This is a genomic window from Rhizobium azibense (assembly GCF_004342325.1).
In the GTDB taxonomy this organism is placed as follows: Bacteria; Pseudomonadota; Alphaproteobacteria; order Rhizobiales; family Rhizobiaceae; genus Rhizobium; species Rhizobium etli_B.
The window spans coordinates 19,022-35,217 of sequence record NZ_SMBJ01000012.1 but is presented as its reverse complement, the minus strand read 5'-3'; the positions used below and the strand labels follow the sequence as shown (position 1 = coordinate 35,217).

Genomic DNA, 16,196 nt, shown 5'->3' with positions numbered 1-16,196 from the left:
GCGATGAAGAATAGGGCATTGGCAAGGCTGACAAGCCGCTTTCGAGGGGCTATAGAGGCGCATCAACAGGAAGGTGATGCCATGACAGGTGTGACACTCTCGAGTGCCGGTCTCGACCCGCGCCGCCGCCGCATATTGTTCCGCTGTTGGCATCGCGGGCTGCGCGAGATGGATCTGGTCTTCGGCCAGTTCGCCGAAGCCGAGGTGGCGACGCTGTCGGAAGCTGAGCTCGATGAGCTCGAAACCATAATGGGCGAGGAAGACAACGACCTTCTGCGCTGGGTTATGGGTACGTGGCCCATCCCGGAGCGCTTTCAAACTCCAATGTTCCAACGCCTCGCAGCCTTCAAGCCGGATTTCGAATACCCGGCCGACCCCGCATCCAGGAAGCCGGAATGATCCCAGGATTTGATGCAAGCAAGCTTGCCGCCGTTGCCGAGCCTCTGACGATCGGCAATGTGCCGTCCGGCCTGGAACCGCTCCTGCTCGCCGAATTGGCACGCGCTGGCGGACCGGTCGCCTACGTGCTTTCCGACGGGCAGCGCATGGCCGACCTGGAGCAGATGCTCGGCTTTGTAGCTCCCGACATTCCGGTTCTTACGCTGCCCGCCTGGGACTGCCTGCCCTACGACCGCGTTTCGCCCAGCGCCGACACCTCGGCCCGCCGCCTGGCGGCACTGAGCGGCCTGATCGCCCATCGAAAAAAGCCGCATGCGGCAATCGTGCTCGTTACCGTCAACGCAATGCTGCAGAAGGTGGCGCCCCAAAATGTGATCGAGAGCCTGGCATTTTCGGCCCGCCCAGGCAACCAGGTGCGCATGGACGACCTCGCCGGGCGGCTGGAACGCAATGGTTTCGACCGGGTCGCGACGGTGCGCGAGGTGGGCGAATATGCGGTGCGCGGTGGCATCCTCGACGTTTTCGTTCCGGGCTCCGAAGAGCCGGTCCGCCTCGATTTCTTTGGCGATACTCTGGAGAGCATCCGCAGCTTTGATCCGGCAAGCCAGCGGACGACCGGGCAGGTGCGTTCTCTCGATCTCAATCCGATGAGCGAAGTGACGCTGACGCCGGATACAATCAGCCGCTTCCGCAAGAATTATCTCTCGGCCTTTGGCGCTGCGACCCGCGACGATGCGCTTTATCTCGCCGTTTCCGAAGGGCGTCGCTATCCCGGCATGGAGCACTGGCTGCCGCTCTTTTACGAGAATCTGGAGACTGTGTTTGATTACCTGAAGGGTTTTCGGCTGGTCGCGGATCATACCGTGCGTGAGGCCGCAGAAGAGCGCTCCAAGCTCGTGCTCGACTATTTCGACGCCCGCCTGAACTCAGGCCGGCAGGTCAAGGGCCAGATGGCCCAGGGAACGCCCTACAAGCCTGTGACGCCGGGTCAACTTTATCTCGACAGCCAATCCTTTGCGAAGGTTCTGGATGCGTTGAACACCATGCGGATTTCACCCTTCAACGAGCACGAGGGCGAGGCCAGGCGCGTCGTCAATATCGGTGCGCGCCAGGGCGAGCGTTGGGCGCGGGCGAATGTTGAAGGCGGCGGCAATACCGAGCGCGTCAACATCTTTGATGTCGTCGTCAAGCATATCGCCGAAAGGCGCGCAGGCGGCGCGAAGGTTCTCATTACCGCCTGGACGGAGGGTTCGCTTGAACGCCTGCTGCAGGTGCTGAACGAACATGGCCTAGAGCGCGTCAAGCCGGTCGAAACATTGAAGGCCGTCGATCAGCTGGACAGGGGCGAGGCGGCAGCAGCCGTGCTCAGCCTCGAGTCGGGCTTCGAGACCGGTGACCTCATCGTCATCGGCGAGCAGGACATTCTCGGCGACCGCATGGTTCGCCGCACCAAGCGCCGCAAGCGCGCTGCCGACTTCATTTCGGAAGTTGCAGGTCTCGACGAGGGTTCGGTCGTCGTTCACGCCGAACACGGCATTGGCCGTTTCGTCGGCCTGAAGACAATCGAGGCGGCCGGCGCCCCGCATGCGTGCCTGGAGCTGCAATATGCCGATGACGCCAAGCTTTTCCTGCCGGTCGAAAACATCGATCTGCTGTCACGTTATGGCGGTGAGGGAACCGAAGCTCAGCTGGACAGGCTCGGCGGCGGCGCATGGCAGATGCGCAAGGCGAAACTCAAGAAGCGCCTACTCGACATGGCTGACGCTCTGATCCGGATTGCGGCCGAGCGTTTGACCCGGCACGCGCCGGCGCTGACGACACAGGAAGGGCTCTACGACGAGTTTGCGGCGCGCTTCCCTTACGATGAGACGGAAGATCAGGACAATGCCATTGAGGCCGTGCGCGGCGACCTTGCCGCCGGGCGTCCGATGGATCGCCTCGTCTGCGGCGACGTCGGGTTCGGCAAGACGGAAGTTGCGCTGCGGGCCGCCTTCATCGCGGCGATGAATGGCATTCAAGTCGCCGTCGTCGTACCGACAACGCTGCTTGCCCGCCAGCATTTCAAGACCTTTATGGAGCGCTTCCGTGGCCTGCCGGTGCGTATACAGCAGGCCTCGCGCCTTGTCGGTGCCAAGGAACTCGCCCTTACGAAGAAGGAGGTAGCCGAGGGCAAGACCGATATCGTCGTCGGAACGCACGCGCTGCTCGGTGCCGGCATTAAATTCGCCAATCTCGGCCTCCTTATCATCGACGAGGAGCAACATTTCGGCGTGAAGCACAAGGAACGCCTGAAGGAGCTGAAGAGTGACGTCCACGTGCTGACACTTTCGGCAACGCCGATCCCGCGCACACTGCAGCTCGCGATGACCGGCGTCCGTGAGCTGTCGCTGATCACTACACCGCCGGTCGACCGCATGGCGGTGCGCACCTTTATTTCGCCTTTCGACAGCCTCGTCATCCGCGAGACGCTGATGCGCGAGCATTATCGCGGCGGCCAGAGCTTCTACGTCTGTCCTCGCTTGGCGGACCTTGAGGACGTGCATGCCTTTCTGCGGTCGGATGTTCCCGAGTTGAAGGTTGCAGTCGCCCATGGCCAGATGCCGGCGGGCGAACTCGAAGACGTCATGAATGCCTTCTACGAGGGCCGCTACGACGTCTTGCTTTCGACGACGATCGTCGAATCCGGCCTCGATGTCCCGACAGCCAACACGCTGATCGTCCACCGCGCCGACATGTTCGGTCTGGCGCAACTCTATCAGCTGCGCGGCCGCGTCGGCCGCTCGAAGGTCCGCGCTTTCGCGCTGTTCACGCTGCCGGTCAACAAGGTGCTGACGGCAACCGCCGAGCGTCGCCTCAAGGTGTTGCAGTCGCTGGATACGCTCGGCGCCGGCTTCCAGCTCGCCAGCCACGACCTCGATATCCGCGGGGCCGGTAACCTTCTCGGCGAGGAACAATCGGGCCATATCAAGGAAGTCGGCTTCGAGCTTTACCAGCAGATGCTTGAAGAGGCGGTCGCTGAGGTGAAGGGCGTGGACGAAATTCAAGATACCGGCTGGTCGCCGCAGATTTCGGTTGGGACGCCTGTGATGATCCCGGACGGCTACGTGCCGGACCTCCATCTGCGCATGGCGCTCTATCGTCGCCTCGGCGAGATCACCGAGCTCAAGGAAATAGATGCCTTCGGCGCCGAAATGATCGACCGATTCGGTCCGATGCCGATCGAGGTGCAGCACCTTTTGAAGATCGTCTACATCAAATCGCTTTGCCGCGTCGCCAATGTTGAAAAGCTGGACGCCGGCCCGAAGGGCGTGGTCGTCCAGTTCCGAAACAAGGAATTCCCGAATCCGGCAAACCTGGTCGGGTATATCGCCAAGCAGGGCACGATGGCGAAGATCCGTCCGGACCACAGCGTGTTTTTGACCCGCGACCTGCCGACGCCGGAAAAGCGGCTGCAGGGCGCGGCCGTCGTCATGACGCAGCTGGCCGAATTGGCAAAGCCGTAGGGCCGGTCAGTTCAGCCCGGCGCGCGCTTCAGACTTCGTCTTGGCGATGTCGCGAAGCGCACCTGCCAGCACGTCCGGCGTCTGGGCACCGCTGACAGCGTATTGCTGATCGAAAATGAAGAAGGGGACGCCGTTGACACCCATCTTCTTGGCCGCCTCGATCTCGGCAATCACCAGCTCACGGTCGGCATCCGAAGCAAGCAGGGAGGAAATCACAGCGCGGTTTAGACCGGCTTGCTCGGCGATGTTGAGCAATACTGCATGGTCTCCGACATTTCTGCCTTCCTCGAAGTTCGCCTTGAAGAGGGCGTTGACGACACGGTCCTGTTTCTCGCGGTCCTCGGCCATCGCCCAATGGATCACGCGGTGCGCATCGAGCGTATTCGGCCCGATCTTGATCGCTTCGAAGTCGAAATTGATGCCGACCTCGCGGCCGAAGTCGACCAGCATCTTGTGAGCCTGCGCGACGCGCCCGCTGCCGCCGAGCTTCTGCTCCAGCGCTTTCTTCTGATCGACGCCCTCGGACGGATAGTCGGGATTGAGGCGGTAGGGCCTCCAGTTGACGTCGACGCCCACTTCGTCCTGCACTTCGGCTATTGCGAGCTCAAGCCGTGCCTTGCCGAGGTAGCACCAAGGGCAGACGACGTCCGATACGACGTCGATGGTTATGCGTTCCACGGTGGTTCCTTTCATCGGTCCGAGGCTTTCCACGCCATCTATGCCCTGAGGCGTTCGACTTCAACCAGGCAGGAAAAAGGAACCGGCTCCTGCACGCTTATTGCACGCTCTGATCCCACCAGGTCGGAAGCTGGTAACCGTAAAGCGGCACAACATCCGGACGGCCGAGCCGCTTGTTGCGTGCGACCCATTGCTGGTCGATGTGATAGAGGGGCAACACATAATGGCCAGAAAGCAGCAATCGGTCATACGACCTGACGGCAGCGGTGAAATCCTCGTCGGAGCGCGCCGTGAGAATATGCTTGATCGAAGCATCGACATTTGGGTCGGCAACGCCGGCGAAATTTGAACTGCCCTCGCGGTCGCGCGCAGCCGAGGACCAATAGGAAAGCTGCTCATTGCCAGGCGAGAGCGACGACACATAAGATTTAAGTATAACATCATAGTCGAAACTATTGGTGCGGTTCTGATATTGCGAATCATCCACCGTGCGGATCGAAGCGGCAATGCCCAGCGTCTGGAGCGAACGCTGAAAGGCGATCGCAAGTTTCTCCTGATCGGCATTCTGAGTCATGATCTCGAAGGAAAGCGGCTTGCCATTGGCATCCGCCATCTTGCCGCCCTGGATCGAATAGCCGCCTTCTTTCAGCACCTGCACTGCCTTTTTCAGCACGATGCGGTCGCGTCCGGAACCATCGGTCACAGGCATCTTATAGGTCCCTTCGAGGATGGCAGGCTCGATCTTGTCCTTGATCGGGCCGAGCATGTCGAGTTCGCGCGCGTCGGCCGGAACGCCGAAACTCGAAAGCTTGGAATTCTGCCAGAAGCTTTGCGTACGCTTGTAGGCACCGGAATAAAGCGTCTTGTTCGCCCATTCGAAGTCGAAGATCAGCGACAGTCCCTCGCGGACCTTGATGTTGGCGAAAACCGGCCGTCGCGTGTTGAAGACAAAGCCGAACATGCCACTCGGCAGCTTCGACGGGAATGCATCCTTGATCACGGTACCGGAAGAAACCGCCGGAAAATTATAGGCCGTCGCCCAATGGCCGGGGCTGCCGTCGGGATAGACGTCGATATCGCCCTTCTTGAAGGCTTCGAAGAGCGTCGTGTCCTGAAGAAAATACTGAACGGTGATCTGGTCGTAATTGTCCATGCCGACCTTGGAGGGAATATCCTTGCCCCAATAGTCTGGGTCCCGCTCATAGGTGATACTCTCGCCGGGCTTCACCGTCTTGATCTTGTAAGGGCCGGAGCCGAGCGGCGGCACGAGAGACGTTCGATCGAAGGTTTCAGGATCGATGGCGTGCTTGGGCAGGACTGGAAAAAGCCCAAAGATCATCGGAGTTTCGCGATCTGCCTTATCGTTGAAAGTGAAGCGCACGCTTCGCTCTCCGACCTTTTCCATCTTGGAGACAAGGCTGAGACGATTCGCAAATGGCACGCGTCCCTTGTCGCGCAGCAACTCAAAGGAGAATATGACGTCGTCGGCTGTCACCGGCTGTCCGTCGGACCACTTGGCTTTCGGGTTGAGATTGAACTGGATGAACGTGCGGTCCTCGTCCCATTCGACCGTTTCCGCAAGCAGTCCATAGAGAGTGAAAGGCTCGTCCCGGGAGCGCAACAGCAGCGATTCGTAGACGAGGTTACCATAGTCCGGATCCCACATGCCGCGCGCTGTCGTTCTCATGCTTTTCAAGATGAAGGGGTTAAGATTGTCGAAGGTGCCGACGACGCCATAGGTGATCCTGCCGCCTTTTTTCACGTCCGGGTTGACGTAGGGAAAATGCTTGTAATCCGGGGCCAGGGCGGGTTCCCCGTGCATGGCGATTCCATGCAGCGGGCTGGCAGCAACGGTGCCGCAGAACAGCGTAAAGGCAAGGGGGAGAACAACCCGGAGCATGCTTAAATCCTTTCCGGCAAAAGGCACGATTCGGCCGAAGACTATCATGCACGGCGCCAAATCGAACATTGCACGCCGAAATCTTTCGACCCATCCAGAAATTGCCAAAGAAATACTGGATATCTGGATCACCTCAATGTAACAGGTGGTCCCGGGTTTTGGGGGACATGCATTTGCCTTAATGTTCTTGGAGGTGGAATGCCGAATGACCCCGGTTGGAGAGGACGGCAGATCGCGGTCCCGAATGGGTATCAGGAGACAGAATCCGTTATGATGTTCAAGTCTGATAAGAAAATGCGGGCAGCTCTGTCCGTACTGGCAGTAGCTTTCGGCGCCGCTTCGGCCCCGGTATCTTCTTTCGCGCAGGAAGGTGCAAACGCACCCGCCCAAGCTGCCGGCGCGCCGCGTCTTGGCTGGTACAAGACCTGCAGCAAGCAGGAAGACAACGATATCTGTGTCGTTCAGAACTTGATCCTCGCCAACGGCGGCCAGCTCGTCACGGCTGTCGGCCTCATCAGTATCTCGGGCAAGGTCAACCGCAAGATTCTGCAGGTTTCGGTGCCGACCGCCCGCCTGATTCCACCCGGCATCATGATGCAGGTCGATAACAACAAGGGCCAGAAGCTCGATTATGCCGTCTGCCTGCCGGACAAGTGCACCGCCGAAATCCCATTGACAGATGCGATGATCGCCGGCCTCAAGAAGGGAAGCGATGTGATCTTCACGTCAATCAACTTCCGCCGCGCGCCGAACCCGATCAAGATTTCGCTCGAAGGCTTTACCGGCGCCTATGATGGCGAAGCCGTTTCGCCAAACAAGCTCGCCGAAAGCCAAAAGAGCCTGCAGGACAGCATGCAGAAGAAAGCTGAAGAAGCCCGCAAGAAGCTCGAAGACGCACAGAACGCCGCCAAGGCGCAGTAATCGTGCCAGCGCGCAAGAGAATGAACAAGGACCCGGCCACCGCGCCGGGTTTTGTTGTTACGGCAAACGAAAACCCCGCCGGAGCGGGGTTTGAAATCATATTCGATTCTGCGTCTTAGTGGGCAAAGCTCATCTTGGGTTTGAGCTGGCCGGACGGCGCTTGATCGAAAATCTGATAAACCTGCTGATTGCGAAGCGGAATGCCGCTTTCGTCATTCACCAGGTTCTGCTCGGAGACGTAAGCGACATATTCGTTTTCGTCATTTTCCGCGAGCAGGTGGTAGAAGGGCTGGTCCTTGTCAGGGCGGACGTCGGGAGGGATCGAATTCCACCACTCTTCGGTATTCGCGAATTCCGGATCGACATCGAAGATGACGCCGCGAAACGGAAAAACCTTGTGCCGGACCACTTCACCGATACTGAACTTTGCTACTCTTTCTTTCATGGTACGACTTCCTTTCATCACCTGATTTGGTGATTGGACCCGCCCAAATCAAGATTCTTGCGGGTCTTCGTCACATGAGTGTCATGCCGCCATCAGCCTCAGTGACAAGGAAGGAAGGCTCCGGCTAACCGGAGCCTCCCGCTGAGCAATCAAGCCGAATAGTACATATCGTATTCGACCGGATGGGGGGTCATCTCGAAGCGCATCACCTCTGCCATCTTCAGCTCGATGAAGGCGTCGATCTGATCGTCGTCGAAGACACCGCCGGCCGTCAGGAACTTGCGGTCCTTGTCGAGGCTTTCGAGGGCTTCACGCAGCGAACCGCAAACAGTCGGGATCTTCTTCAATTCCTTCGGCGGCAGATCGTAGAGATCCTTGTCCATGGCCTTGCCGGGATGGATCTTGTTCTTGATGCCGTCAAGACCGGCCATCAGCATGGCGGCGAAAGCGAGATATGGGTTTGCGGTCGGATCGGGGAAGCGCACTTCGACGCGCTTAGCCTTCGGGTTGGAGCCAAACGGAATGCGGCAGGAGGCCGAGCGGTTGCGGGCCGAATAGGCAAGCAGCACCGGTGCTTCGTAACCCGGAACGAGACGCTTGTAAGAATTGGTCGATGGATTGGTGAAGGCGTTGATAGCCTTGGCATGCTTGATGATGCCGCCGATGTAGTAAAGGCAGGTTTCGGAAAGGCCGGCATATTCGTCACCGGCAAAAGTCGGCTTGCCGCCCTTCCAGATCGACTGGTGCACGTGCATCCCCGAGCCATTGTCGCCGAAGATCGGCTTCGGCATGAAGGTTGCCGTCTTGCCGTAGGCATTGGCGACCTGGTGCACGACGTACTTGTAGATCTGCATCTTGTCTGCATTGCGGACGAGCGTGTCGAACTTGATGCCCAGTTCGTGTTGGGCGGCGGCCACTTCATGGTGGTGCTTCTCGACGACGACACCCATTTCGGCAAGCACCGTCAGCATTTCCGAGCGCATGTCCTGGGCGCTGTCGACCGGCGGAACAGGGAAATAACCGCCCTTGACGCGCGGACGGTGGCCAAGGTTGCCTGTCTCGTAGTCGGTATCGTCGTTCGACGGTAGTTCGCTGCTGTCGAGCTTGAAGCCGGTATTGTAAGGATCGGCCTTGTACTTCACATCGTCGAAAACGAAGAATTCAGCTTCCGGACCAACGAAGATCGTGTCGCCGATGCCGGATGCCTTGAGGTAGGCCTCGGCCTTCTTTGCCGTGCCGCGCGGATCGCGGTTATAGGCTTCGCCTGAAACCGGATCGAGAATATCGCAGACGATGACCATGGTGGACTGGGCGAAGAACGGGTCCATGTGAACCGTTTCAGTGTCCGGCATCAGCACCATGTCGGACTCGTTGATCGCCTTCCAGCCGCCGATCGAGGAACCGTCGAACATGACGCCGTCCGCGAACATATCCTCATCTACGCACGAAACGTCCATCGTGACGTGCTGCAGCTTGCCCTTGGGGTCGGTAAAGCGCAGATCAACGAACTTGACGTCGTTTTCTTTGATCTGCTTAAGAATTTCGTTCGCGGTCGCCATGAAATCTCCCTTTCATTTGCAATGACGATGAATAAATTTCGCCGCGTCGGGCGAGCCGCCTTATATAGCGTCGATGCCGGTCTCGCCGGTACGGATTCGAATAACTTCTTCGACGTTGGATACGAAAATCTTTCCGTCTCCGATTCGGCCGGTCTGCGCGGCCTTGCGGATCGCTTCGATGACGGCTTCCGCATTTTCGTCGGCGAGCACGACCTCGACCTTCACCTTGGGCAGAAAGTCGACGACATATTCAGCGCCGCGGTAAAGTTCCGTATGGCCCTTCTGACGACCGAAGCCCTTTGCTTCCGTGACAGTGATGCCCTGCAGGCCGACTTCCTGAAGGGCTTCCTTCACCTCGTCCAGCTTGAAAGGCTTTATGATCGCTTCGATCTTTTTCATGAGAAAATGACTCTCCGCTTCTCCCGTTAAAGCGGGCAAATTGCCGCTCGCGAGACATGATGCAGGTATCGTGCCAGTTCGCAACGCCGAAGAGCGAAAAAATATGTCAATTCCCCCCGAATTTGCGGCTTCTCGGGACTTTTTGAGGCGTTTTTTCCAGCAAAATCGATTGGGATTGCCATCCAAAATTCAAAAATCGCGCAAAATCAGGAAAAATCCCGCGAGCGTCTTATAGCTTCCGCCCAAGCTGAATTGCTCTGATATTAGGCAAACGACTAAATTTTAATCTGCAAATGGGATCTTGAATCAGGTTGTTTTTTAGGCGTTTTTTGACTTGAATGGCGCATGGCAGAAAAACTGGGTGACCTACTCCTGACGCCTGCAGAAATGGCTGCCGTCGATGCGGCCGCGGCCGCGTCGGGCATCGCCTCTTTCGGGCTGATGTGGAGCGCTGGGGCGGCCGTCGCGGGTGCCGCGCTTCGGCTGTATCCCGGCGCACTGCGCTTCGCTGTTCTTTGCGGCCCCGGCAACAATGGCGGCGACGGCTATGTCGCGGCCCGTCGGCTTGTGGAAAGCGGCGCCGAGGTTGCCGTCTTCCATTTCGGCGATCCGGCCAGGCTTCACGGCGACGCCGCGCGGGCAAGGGCCGAATGCGCGCTCGCCTCGCAGCCGCTCAATGTTTATGTTTCGAGGCCGGGCGATGTTGTCGTTGATGCGATCTTCGGGGCGGGTCTCGGACGGGATGTTCCGCTGCAGGTGCGTTCCGTCATAGAGAAGGTGACAGACGCTGCAGTTCCCGTCATTTCCGTCGACTTGCCATCCGGGCTCGACGGCCGCAGCGGCGAGGTGCTGGGTACGGCATTCAAGGCGGCTCACACCGTTACGTTCATGACGCGTAAACCCGGTCACTTGCTGATGCCGGGCAGGGAGCTTTGCGGCAGAGTCGAGGTTACCGACATCGGCATTCCGGGCCGTATCATCAAGTTTTGTTCGTCCGGAATGATTGCCGAAAACACTCCGGAAAAATGGGCGCACCTGCTGGCCCCTGCGAAACTGGAGACGCACAAATACAAGCGCGGACACCTTGCTGTTTTCTCAGGCGGAGCCGGTAGAACAGGTGCTGCGCGGATGTCTGCGATGGCTGGGCTGAAAGCGGGGGCCGGTCTCGTAACCATCGCCACGCCAGGGGATGCAATGGCCGAAAACAGCGCCCATTTGACCGCCGTCATGCTGCATGTCGTCGATGACGCGATGGCGTTGCGCGACTGGCTGGCCGACAAGCGCCTGCAGACTTTCGTCCTCGGACCAGGCTTCGGGATTGGTGCAAGAACAAGAGACTTCATCGCCGCGCTCAAAGACCGTCATCTCGTGCTCGACGCAGACGCCATCACGTCGTTCAAGGAGGATCCACGAGAGCTTTTCAAGCTCTTTGCGGAAGACGAGCCGCATGTGGTACTGACGCCGCATGAAGGCGAGTTCGCACGCCTCTTTCCCGATATTGCGGCAGACAAAAGACTGAGCAAAGTCGAAAAGGCGCAGGCGTCTGCACAGCGCGCCAATGCAGCGATCGTCTACAAGGGCGCCGATACCGTTATCGCGTCGCCGGATGGACGGGTTCTGATCAACACGAACGCACCGGTCTGGCTCGCGACGGCTGGCTCAGGTGATGTCCTTTCCGGCATGATCGGGGCGCTTCTGGCGCAGGGTTTGCCCGCATTCGAGGCTGCTGCATGCGGCGTCTACCTGCATGGTGAAGCCGGGCAGCGCGTCGGCAAGGGCCTGACGGCCGAAGATCTCGTGGCCCATGTGCGACCGCTCTAGGCGGGCTGCTACTTCCCGACCTCTTCCTGAAGCGCGATCGCGCCGAACGGCGCATTGACCTTGCCCTCGTGGATCATGAAGGCAAAAACGTCGCGGGGCTCGCTCTTGACCTTCCGTTCCTTGTTGATCAGCGGCAGATCATCCGGAACTTTTCCTTCGGCCCATGTCTCCAGGCGCTTGGCCCAGGCCTTCAGATCCTTGGGAGCGTAGCAGGTCTTGATGTCGTCCGAACCCTTCTGCAGCCGGGCATAGACAAAGTCCGCCGTGACGTCGGCGATCATCGGATATTCGTAGTGCTCGGCGCAGACCGGCGCTACGCCGTATTTCGACAGCAGCGAGATGAATTCAGGCACCTTGAAGGAATCGTGGCGCACCTCGACGACATGTCGCAAAGGCAGGCCGTCCTGCGTGTCCGGCAAGAGCTTCAGGAAGGCTTCGAAATCCTCGGCATCGAACTTCTTCGTCGGCGCGAGTTGCCAGAGGATCGGGCCGAGCTTGCCGCCGAGTTCGGTCAGCCCCTGCGTGAGGAAACGTTTCATGGATTCTCCGGCCTCGCCGAGCACGCGCCGGTTCGTCACGAAGCGGCTGGCCTTTAACGAAAATATAAAACCATCCGGCACGTCGGATGCCCATTTGGCGAATGTCTCCGGCTTCTGCGAACTGTAATAGGTGCCGTTAACCTCGATGACCTTCAACTGCCGGCTGGCATAATGCAGCTCGTCCTTCTGCTTGAGATCTGATGGGTAGAAGTGGTCGCGCCAGGGCTCGAAAGTCCAGCCGCCGACGCCGACGCGGATGCTGCCGGATTTGCTCATGTGTTCCTCCCGTTGTTCCGCCGTCGCCAGAGCCCTTCGCGACACGCCTATTCCGCCGCCACAAACGTCTTCTTCACGGGCCGGCGCTCCAGCAGTTCCTTCAGGAACTGCCCTGTATAGGACCGCGGTTCCTTGACGATCGCCTCGGGCGTGCCGGTCGCAACGATCTCGCCGCCGCCGTCGCCGCCTTCCGGGCCGAAATCGAGCACCCAGTCGGCCGTCTTGATGACCTCCAGGTTATGCTCGATCACCACGACCGAATTGCCCTGGTTCACCAGCTCGTGCAGCATTTCAAGCAGCTTGGCGACGTCATGGAAGTGCAGGCCGGTCGTCGGCTCGTCGAGGATGTAGAGAGTCCGGCCCGTCGAGCGTTTCGACAGTTCCTTGGCCAGCTTGACGCGCTGGGCTTCGCCACCTGAAAGCGTGTTTGCCTGCTGGCCGACCTTGATATAGCCGAGTCCGACATCAAATAGCGACTGCAGCTTGTCGCGAACCGCCGGCACGGCGCTGAAGAACTCCACACCTTCCTCGACCGTCATATCGAGCACGTCCGAAATCGACTTGCCCTTGAAGGTCACGTCCAGCGTTTCACGATTGTAGCGCTTGCCATGGCAGACATCGCAGGTGACGTAGACGTCAGGCAGGAAGTGCATTTCAATCTTGATGACGCCGTCCCCCTGGCAAGCCTCACAGCGCCCGCCTTTGACGTTGAAGGAGAACCGACCCGGCTGGTAGCCACGTGCTTTGGCTTCCGGCAGACCGGCGAACCAATCGCGGATTGGCGTAAACGCGCCGGTGTACGTTGCCGGGTTCGAACGCGGCGTACGCCCGATCGGCGATTGGTCGATGTCGATTACCTTGTCGATGTGCTCGAAGCCATCGATGCGGTCATGATCGGCCGGAATTTCGCGCGCGCCCATTACGCGACGTGCGGCCGATTTGTAGAGCGTCTCCACTAGGAAGGTAGATTTACCACCCCCCGAAACCCCCGTCACCGCCGTGAAAACGCCCAGTGGGATGGAGGCGGTGATGTTCTTCAGATTGTTGCCTCGCGCGCCCACCACCTTGATCTCTCGACCTTTTTTCGGCTTGCGCCGCTCGTCGGGCACCGGCACGCCGAGTTCGCCAGACAGATACTTGCCGGTCAACGATCTGGGGTTCGCCATGATGTCCTGCGGCGTGCCGTGCGCAACGATCTGACCGCCATGCACACCGGCTGCCGGACCGATGTCGACCACGTCGTCGGCCGTCAGGATGGCATCCTCGTCATGCTCGACGACGATGACCGTATTGCCGATATCGCGCAGGTGCTTCAGCGTGTCGAGCAACCGGGCATTATCACGTTGGTGCAGTCCGATCGACGGCTCGTCGAGAACGTAGAGCACGCCCGTCAGGCCTGAGCCGATCTGCGAGGCAAGTCGAATGCGCTGGCTTTCGCCGCCCGACAATGTGCCGGAATTCCGCGACAGGCTGAGATAGTCGAGGCCGACGTCGTTGAGGAAGCGCAGGCGGTCGCGGATTTCCTTCAGGATGCGGACTGCGATCTCATTCTGCTTGGCAGAGAAGGTCGCGGGAAGCGCCTCGAACCAGTCGCGTGCCACACGGATCGACATATCGGTGACCTGGCCGATATGCAGCTTGTTGATCTTCACTGCCAGCGTTTCCGGCTTCAGGCGAAAGCCGTTGCAGGCGGGGCAGGGGGCCGCGGACATGAATCGCTCGATCTCTTCGCGCGCCCAGGCCGAATCGGTTTCCTTCCAGCGGCGTTCGAGATTGGTGATGATGCCTTCGAAGCTCTTATGCGTGGTGTAGGAGCGTGCGCCGTCGGCATAGTGGAACTCGATCTTCTCGTCCGTGCCGTTCAAGATGACGTCCTGCGCTTTTTCGGACAAATCGCTCCAGCGGTTTCCGAGCTTGAATCCGTAATGTTTGCCGAGTGCTTCCAGCGTCTGATTGTAGTAAGGGGAACTCGACTTTGCCCACGGTGCGATGGCGCCATCGCGCAGCGTTCGCTCCGCTTCGGGTATGATCAGCGCCGCGTCGATCTTTTGCTGTGCGCCAAGGCCGTCACAGGTCGGGCAGGCGCCGGCCGGATTGTTGAACGAGAAGAGCCGCGGCTCGATCTCCGGAATTGTGAAACCGGAAACGGGGCAGGCGAATTTTTCTGAGAACAGCACGCGCTCATGCGTCTCGTTGAGCGACTTGTTGGCCGACCCACCCGCAGATGTTTCCTCCGGGGGCAGCGGCTTGTCGGCAAACTCGGCGATGGCAAGCCCTTCGGCGAGCTTCAGCGAGGTTTCGAAGCTGTCGGCAAGCCTGGACGCCATGTCGGGACGCACGACGATGCGATCCACGACGACGTCGATGTCATGCTTGTATTTCTTGTCGAGCACCGGCGCATCGGTGATCTCGTAGAACTGGCCGTCGACCTTGACGCGCTGGAAGCCCTTTTTCATGAGCTCTGCCAGTTCCTTCTTGTATTCGCCCTTACGGCCGCGCACGATCGGCGCCAGAATATAAAGACGCGTGCCTTCGTCGAATTCGAGCACACGGTCGACCATCTGGCTTACAGTCTGGCTCTCGATCGGCAGGCCGGTTGCCGGCGAATAGGGGACGCCGACGCGCGCAAAGAGCAGGCGCATGTAGTCATAGATTTCGGTGACTGTGCCGACCGTCGAGCGAGGATTGCGCGAAGTCGTCTTCTGCTCGATCGAAATGGCCGGCGACAAGCCGTCGATCTGATCGACATCCGGCTTCTGCATCATCTCGAGGAACTGGCGGGCGTAGGCCGAAAGGCTTTCGACATAACGGCGCTGGCCTTCCGCATAGATCGTGTCGAAGGCGAGCGAGGACTTGCCGGACCCGGAAAGGCCGGTCATGACGATGAGTTTGTTGCGCGGCAGGTCGAGGTCAATACCCTTGAGGTTATGCTCGCGCGCGCCGCGGATGGAAATCGTCTTGAGTTCACTCATCGTAATTTTGCTTCTGTGCTGGAGTAAGCCCCTTATTTAGTGATGCCGCCGGGCGAGTCGAGGCTGAATATCCATCTGTTGCGAGGTTTTCGATTCTGTTGACAGGATCATAAGCATTAACTAGAACAAATAAAGAACAAATTTCTTTGTGGATGAACGGGCGATGGACGCGCATGCCCGGGGCTCTATAGTTTAAGGTAGAGCGATTGTTTCAAGCGCCGCCGGGCAGGGCGGCAGTAAGGTGAGAAGTATGGCTGGCAGCGTGAACAAGGTAATCCTGATCGGAAACGTAGGTGCAGACCCCGAAATCCGCAGGACGCAGGATGGCCGCCCGATTGCCAATCTTCGCATCGCGACGTCCGAGACGTGGCGTGACCGCAATTCAGGGGAGCGCCGCGAAAAGACCGAGTGGCACACCGTCGTCGTTTTCAACGAAGGTCTTTGCAAGGTTGTCGAGCAATATGTGAAGAAGGGCGCCAAGCTCTATATCGAAGGCCAGCTCCAGACCCGCAAATGGCAGGACCAGAGCGGCAACGACCGCTATTCTACGGAGGTTGTGCTGCAGGGGTTCAATTCGACGCTGACGATGCTCGACGGCCGCGGCGAAGGCGGCGGCGCGAGCCCCGGCGGCGGACGCAGCAGCAACGACTTCGGTGGTGGCGGCAATTACGGAGATGATTACGGCGCTCCGTCGCAGCCGTCTGGTCGAAGCAGCGGTGGCGGCGGGAATTTCTCGCGCGATCTCGATGACGACATCCCGTTCTGACAGGATGGAGTGTTCCTC

The 16,196-nt window shown here is 59.3% G+C and carries 12 protein-coding genes; 5 read left to right on the top strand and 7 right to left on the bottom strand.

Translation table 11 applies throughout. From position 1 onward, the window contains the following. Nucleotides 1-81: 81 nt before the first annotated feature. Together EV130_RS26425 and mfd are read left to right on the top strand one after the other, a co-directional pair. Nucleotides 82-399 carry an FAD assembly factor SdhE gene (locus EV130_RS26425; protein ID WP_074063155.1) on the top strand — a complete coding sequence of 106 codons (318 nt, stop codon included), beginning with the start codon at nucleotides 82-84 and terminating at the stop codon, nucleotides 397-399. After that, nucleotides 396-3,902, top strand: coding sequence for a transcription-repair coupling factor (gene mfd / locus EV130_RS26420; protein ID WP_074061247.1), 3,507 nt, complete (start codon nucleotides 396-398; stop codon nucleotides 3,900-3,902). Before EV130_RS26425 ends, mfd begins: the two co-directional genes overlap by 4 nt. A 6-nt stretch (nucleotides 3,903-3,908) precedes the next feature. Here mfd and EV130_RS26415 read toward each other — a convergent pair whose 3' ends face one another. Both EV130_RS26415 and EV130_RS26410 read right to left on the bottom strand, forming a co-directional pair. Then, the gene (locus EV130_RS26415; RefSeq protein WP_132552551.1) at nucleotides 3,909-4,580 is read right to left on the bottom strand and encodes a DsbA family oxidoreductase; all 672 of its coding nucleotides are present in this window, start codon (nucleotides 4,578-4,580) and stop codon (nucleotides 3,909-3,911) included. Between the two features lie 97 nt (nucleotides 4,581-4,677). Continuing rightward, nucleotides 4,678-6,480: an extracellular solute-binding protein gene (locus EV130_RS26410; RefSeq protein ID WP_132552550.1), complete on the bottom strand. Its 1,803-nt coding sequence runs from the start codon at nucleotides 6,478-6,480 to the stop codon at nucleotides 4,678-4,680. 270 nt (nucleotides 6,481-6,750) lie between these two features. On the opposite strand from EV130_RS26410, the gene EV130_RS26405 reads away from it, so the two are divergent. Continuing rightward, nucleotides 6,751-7,401, top strand: a complete 651-nt coding sequence (locus EV130_RS26405) for an invasion associated locus B family protein (protein ID WP_074061249.1) — start codon at nucleotides 6,751-6,753, stop codon at nucleotides 7,399-7,401. A 115-nt stretch (nucleotides 7,402-7,516) separates the two neighbouring features. On the opposite strand, the gene hspQ is transcribed toward EV130_RS26405, so the two are convergent. The 3 genes from hspQ to EV130_RS26390 all read right to left on the bottom strand — a co-directional run bounded on the left by hspQ (nucleotide 7,517) and on the right by EV130_RS26390 (nucleotide 9,804). Beyond that, nucleotides 7,517-7,846 (bottom strand): heat shock protein HspQ, encoded by a 330-nt coding sequence (hspQ, locus tag EV130_RS26400; protein ID WP_022715579.1) that lies wholly within the window; start codon nucleotides 7,844-7,846, stop codon nucleotides 7,517-7,519. Nucleotides 7,847-7,995: 149 nt separating this feature from the next. Next, entirely contained in the window at nucleotides 7,996-9,405 is a 1,410-nt protein-coding gene (glnA, locus tag EV130_RS26395) for a type I glutamate--ammonia ligase (RefSeq protein WP_022715580.1), read from the bottom strand. Between the two features lie 60 nt (nucleotides 9,406-9,465). Then, a complete protein-coding gene (locus EV130_RS26390) occupies nucleotides 9,466-9,804 on the bottom strand; it encodes a P-II family nitrogen regulator (RefSeq protein ID WP_015339877.1) in 339 nt (112 codons plus the stop codon). A gap of 345 nt (nucleotides 9,805-10,149) precedes the next feature. Between EV130_RS26390 and EV130_RS26385 the strand changes: the two genes are divergently transcribed. Further along, nucleotides 10,150-11,625 (top strand): NAD(P)H-hydrate dehydratase, encoded by a 1,476-nt coding sequence (locus EV130_RS26385; RefSeq protein WP_132662201.1) that lies wholly within the window; start codon nucleotides 10,150-10,152, stop codon nucleotides 11,623-11,625. Nucleotides 11,626-11,633: 8 nt separating this feature from the next. On the opposite strand, the gene EV130_RS26380 is transcribed toward EV130_RS26385, so the two are convergent. Beyond that, nucleotides 11,634-12,440 carry a DUF72 domain-containing protein gene (locus EV130_RS26380; protein ID WP_132662199.1) on the bottom strand — a complete coding sequence of 269 codons (807 nt, stop codon included), beginning with the start codon at nucleotides 12,438-12,440 and terminating at the stop codon, nucleotides 11,634-11,636. Nucleotides 12,441-12,487: 47 nt separating this feature from the next. Beyond that, nucleotides 12,488-15,412: an excinuclease ABC subunit UvrA gene (gene uvrA, locus EV130_RS26375; RefSeq protein ID WP_132662197.1), complete on the bottom strand. Its 2,925-nt coding sequence runs from the start codon at nucleotides 15,410-15,412 to the stop codon at nucleotides 12,488-12,490. A gap of 250 nt (nucleotides 15,413-15,662) precedes the next feature. Here uvrA and EV130_RS26370 point away from each other — a divergent pair, with 250 nt between their 5' ends. Next, nucleotides 15,663-16,178: a single-stranded DNA-binding protein gene (locus tag EV130_RS26370; RefSeq protein ID WP_074061253.1), complete on the top strand. Its 516-nt coding sequence runs from the start codon at nucleotides 15,663-15,665 to the stop codon at nucleotides 16,176-16,178. Nucleotides 16,179-16,196 lie beyond the last annotated feature (18 nt).